Origin of the sequence: Methylocystis sp. (genome assembly GCF_021731785.1) — a bacterium.
In the GTDB taxonomy this organism is placed as follows: Bacteria; Pseudomonadota; Alphaproteobacteria; order Rhizobiales; family Beijerinckiaceae; genus Methylocystis.
Window position 1 is genome coordinate 1 of the sequence record NZ_JAKFWS010000193.1, and the last position, 3,971, is coordinate 3,971.

General features: G+C 61.1%; 4 protein-coding genes. All 4 read left to right on the forward strand.

Features of this window, described 5'->3' with window-relative positions; all coding sequences use genetic code 11:
• On the forward strand, nucleotides 1-259 hold a 259-nt coding region (locus QZ964_RS21345; protein ID WP_292534391.1), incomplete at its 5' end, for an ethanolamine ammonia-lyase light chain EutC.
• Nucleotides 260-374: 115 nt separating this feature from the next.
• On the forward strand, nucleotides 375-1,379 hold the full coding sequence (locus QZ964_RS21350) for a class I SAM-dependent methyltransferase (RefSeq protein WP_292534393.1): 1,005 nt from the start codon (nucleotides 375-377) through the stop codon (nucleotides 1,377-1,379).
• Nucleotides 1,380-1,382: 3 nt separating this feature from the next.
• A complete protein-coding gene (locus QZ964_RS21355) occupies nucleotides 1,383-2,306 on the forward strand; it encodes an iron-containing redox enzyme family protein (RefSeq protein ID WP_292534395.1) in 924 nt (307 codons plus the stop codon).
• Nucleotides 2,307-2,314: 8 nt separating this feature from the next.
• The gene (locus tag QZ964_RS21360; RefSeq protein ID WP_292534398.1) at nucleotides 2,315-3,673 is read left to right on the forward strand and encodes a phosphoribosylglycinamide synthetase C domain-containing protein; all 1,359 of its coding nucleotides are present in this window, start codon (nucleotides 2,315-2,317) and stop codon (nucleotides 3,671-3,673) included.
• Nucleotides 3,674-3,971 lie beyond the last annotated feature (298 nt).

The following is a 3,971-nucleotide window of genomic DNA, read 5'->3' on the forward strand; positions in this document are numbered from 1 at the left end:
CGGCGAGCGGCCTGGGCTTTCCTCGCCGGACAGCCTCGGCGTCTATCTTACTTTCGCGCCGCGCGTCGGCCGCACCGACGCCGAGCGCAATTGTCTCTCGAACATCCGCCCGCAAGGCCTCGCCTATAACGAAGCGACTCGTAAGCTGCTCTATCTTTGCAACGAGGCGCGCCGACGCCAATTGACCGGCGTCGAGCTGAAAGACGAAGCCGAGTCGCTTGCGTCGGAACGGCTGCGCGCCATCGACGTCAAGAGTTAGCTCGCCTCGCCTGCAGCCGTTACTTAGGCCCGGTCGTGGCGCTGGCGGATCCCAACTGATCGGAACTATCGCACGCGCCGCGAGTTGAAACCTCTCTTGGCGCTGGGCGGTGGCCATGACGCAACAGGACTTCTGCTCTGACCTCGCGACGACGGCAATCAGCGTGTCTCAACGAGCGCCGAACGTCGCCGACGCCGCTCTGCTCCGCTTGGGTGCGTTCCTTCGCGATCAAAACTATCGCTTTGCCACCACAACGCCGCTGACCCACAGTCGCGTGATTCAGCGCGGCGCGATCGAGGGAACAAATCTGGCCCGCGCCTTCGGGTGGAGCCTGCCGTTTTCCGCAAGCGATCTTCCCGCCCATGTTTTGCACGCACTCGCCGAGGCGAAGGCGTTGGCCCATTGCCGCGGCCTCTTGCAAAGCAAGGTCCGATTCTCGACCCTCAAAGACCAGCTTTACGTGCATTCGGCTTTCCCGACCGAGGCGGCGGATTCGGTTTTCTTCGGGCCTGACACCTACCGCTTCGCGCGCTGCATTGAATCCGTCTTCGGCGCGCCGCCTCGCTCTGGCCTGTCGCCGCGCATCGTCGACATCGGATGCGGCAGCGGCGCAGGCGGGATATATGCCGCGAGCCTCATGAACTTCGGCGTCGAACTCCTGCTGACGGACATCAATCCGCAAGCGGTGCTCTATGCGCGCGTCAATGCGACGCTGAACGGAGTTGAGCGCGCGCACGCCATTCAGAGCGATCTCTTCGAAGGCCTGCATGGGCCGTTCGATTACATCTTCGCCAATCCGCCCTATCTGGTCGATGACCTCCATCGACTCTATCGGCATGGCGGCGGAGAACTCGGCATCGCCCTTTCCCTCGACATTCTGCGCGAAGGCGTCGTGCAGCTCGCGCAGAATGGTCGACTGCTTCTCTATACCGGCGCGCCTATCATTGGCGGGGTCGATCAGTTCCTTGCCGCGGCAAAGCCGATCCTCGACGCTTCGCCGGTATCTTTCGAATACCAAGAGGTCGACCCCGACGTCTTCGGCGAAGAGCTGGAGCGAGACGCCTATCGGAGCGTCGAGCGCATCGCCGCGGTCTTTCTCAACGTAAAGAAAGAAGGGTGACAGATGCGTGACCCAGATTGGACCGTTCTGGCGCCGGCGCGACAAGGTCGAAGTTTCGAGCGCTTTCAAAGAGAGCTTGCCCGAAGGAATCATGCGCGCCTCGAACCTCTCACGCCTTCCGGCGACTGGCGCGACGACGTGCATGCGCGCGCCGCGCTCGCGGAAGCCGAAATCGCTTATGTGGAGAGCGTTCGCGAGGCGATCGGGCCGCTTGTCGCCGATATTCCGAGCGACGTTGACGCCTTTCTGACCTGGTATGAGCGCCTTGCCGAAAGCGGTCCGGGACAAAGGGATCCGCTCTTTCCCTGGCTGGAGCGACAGGCAAGCTTCGATGAGATGAAATGGTTTCTGGAACAGGAAGTTTCGGGCGAAGCCGGCTTTGACGATCTTGTCGCCCTTACGCAGATCAAAATGCCCTGCATGGCCAAGCTCGAAATGGCGCGTAATTACTGGGACGAGATGGGCCGAGGCAATGCGCAGGGCATGCATGGGCCGATGCTCGCTCGGCTGGCCGCCTATTTTGACGTCGATGCGAGGCCCGAGCAGGTGTGCGCGGAGTCGCTTGCGCTTGGCAATACGATGGTCGCGCTCGCCAGCAATCGTCGCTACGCCTTCCATTCGATCGGCGCGCTTGGCGCGATCGAGATGACGGCGCCGGGCCGCGCGGCTCATGTCGAGCGAGGGTTGCGCCGGCTCAAGGTTCCCGGGAAGCAGCGACAATATTTTTCGCTACACGCCGTTCTCGACATCAAACACTCGCAAGCCTGGAATCGCGAAGTTCTGCGTCCTCTCGTCGAACAAGATCTGCGCCGCGCGCAGGCGATCGGCGAGGGCGCCGTTCTTCGGCTCTGGCACGGGGCGCGGTGCTTCGAACGCTATCGTCGTCGCTTTCGACTGCGAGCCGAGCCGCCGCAAGAAGCGGCTTAGGAGACTCCATGCGCATTCTGGGCATTGGGGATTATTGCGACCTCGCCGCGCTCTATCTTGAACTGTCCGAAGAAGAACACGACGTCAAAGTTTATATCGCGTCGCCGCTCTGCCGAAGCATTCTAAGCGGCATGATCGCCAAGACAGACGACTGGCGCTCCGAACTGCAATGGGTGAAGGACGCTGGCGGCGACGGAATAATTCTGTTTGAGAACGTCGCATGCGGCGGGCTGCAAGATGATTTGCGTCGAGATGGATTCAATGTCGTTGGCGGGAGCGCGTTCGGCGATCGTCTCGAAATCGATCGAGACTACGCCCAGCGTCTGCTCGCTGAACTCGGACTCGCCACCGCGGCGACCCGGCGATTTTCGAGTCGGCCGGACAGCCTTCGCTTTCTTCGCGAACATCCGGGACGATATGTGCTGAAATTCAACTCGCCAGATATGGCGCATCGCAATTACGTCGGCCAACTCGACGATGGCAGGGACATATTCGCGCTCTTGCAAAATCTCCGGCGCGATCTCGAAGATGATGCCGGCTTCATCCTCATGGATTTCATCGAAGGCGTCGAGATGGGCGTCGGGGCTTATTTCGACGGCGAGAAATTCCTAGAGCCGGCCTGTTTGGACTGGGAACACAAACGCTTCTTCCCTGGCGACCTCGGAGAGCTGACAGGAGAGATGGGCACGGTCGCCACCTTCGACCGCTCGGCGACCTTCTTCGACGTAACCCTGGCAAGGATTGAACCTCTGCTTAGGCGCCACAGGCATTGCGGCTATGTGAATCTCAACACGATCGTCAATGAGCGCGGCATTTGGCCGCTGGAGTTCACCTGCAGGTTCGGCTATCCGGGCTTTGCGATTCTTTCTCCATTGCAGCGCACGTCTTGGTCCCGACTATTGCAGGCCATGGCGCGCCGCGACAAGGATCGGCTACGGGTTGAAGAAGGATTCTCGGTCGGCGTCGTGCTGACTGTTCCGCCTTTCCCTTATTCGCGAAGACAGGCCGAGGAGCCGCTTGGCATGCCAATCTTCTTTGAAGGCGCGTTGTCGCGAAGGGACCGCAAAAATCTGCATTATTGCGAAGTCGCGCTCGACGACGGACAACTCGTCACGGCCGGCGCTTATGGCTGGACCATGGTGGCGACGGGATGTGGAAGAACGATCCAAAGGGCTCGGCGCAACGCCTATCGGCTGATCGAGCGCGTGCGCATTCCCAACATGCGCTACCGGCGCGACATTGGAGCGCGGCTGATCGCGGCGGATTACGGCAAGGTCAATGCGCTTGGGCTGTTGGGAGAGGAGATCGAACGTCCGCTCCGCCGGCCTCCGCTTCACACTACACCCCTTCATCCGACGCGCATCTAGCACGAACGGCGAACCAGGCTTTGCGCCATTGTTCGAAACCGTTTCCCTCGAAGCCTGGTTCACAGCCGGTCCATTGATCATGAAGCTTGCGCCCGACTATATGGTCTGCCGGCCAACAGACCGCGCGAGGCTCGGCGCGCCAATCCTGAACTGGAGCTTAGAATGCCGCTAGGGGTCGATTTCATCCTCGAAGCGCTGGCGAGCGAAGGACTCGACCATTTGTTCATGGTGCCCGGCGGTCTCGTCGACCCCTTTCTGCCGGCTTTGGGCAGGCAGAAAGCGCTCACGCCGATCGTCG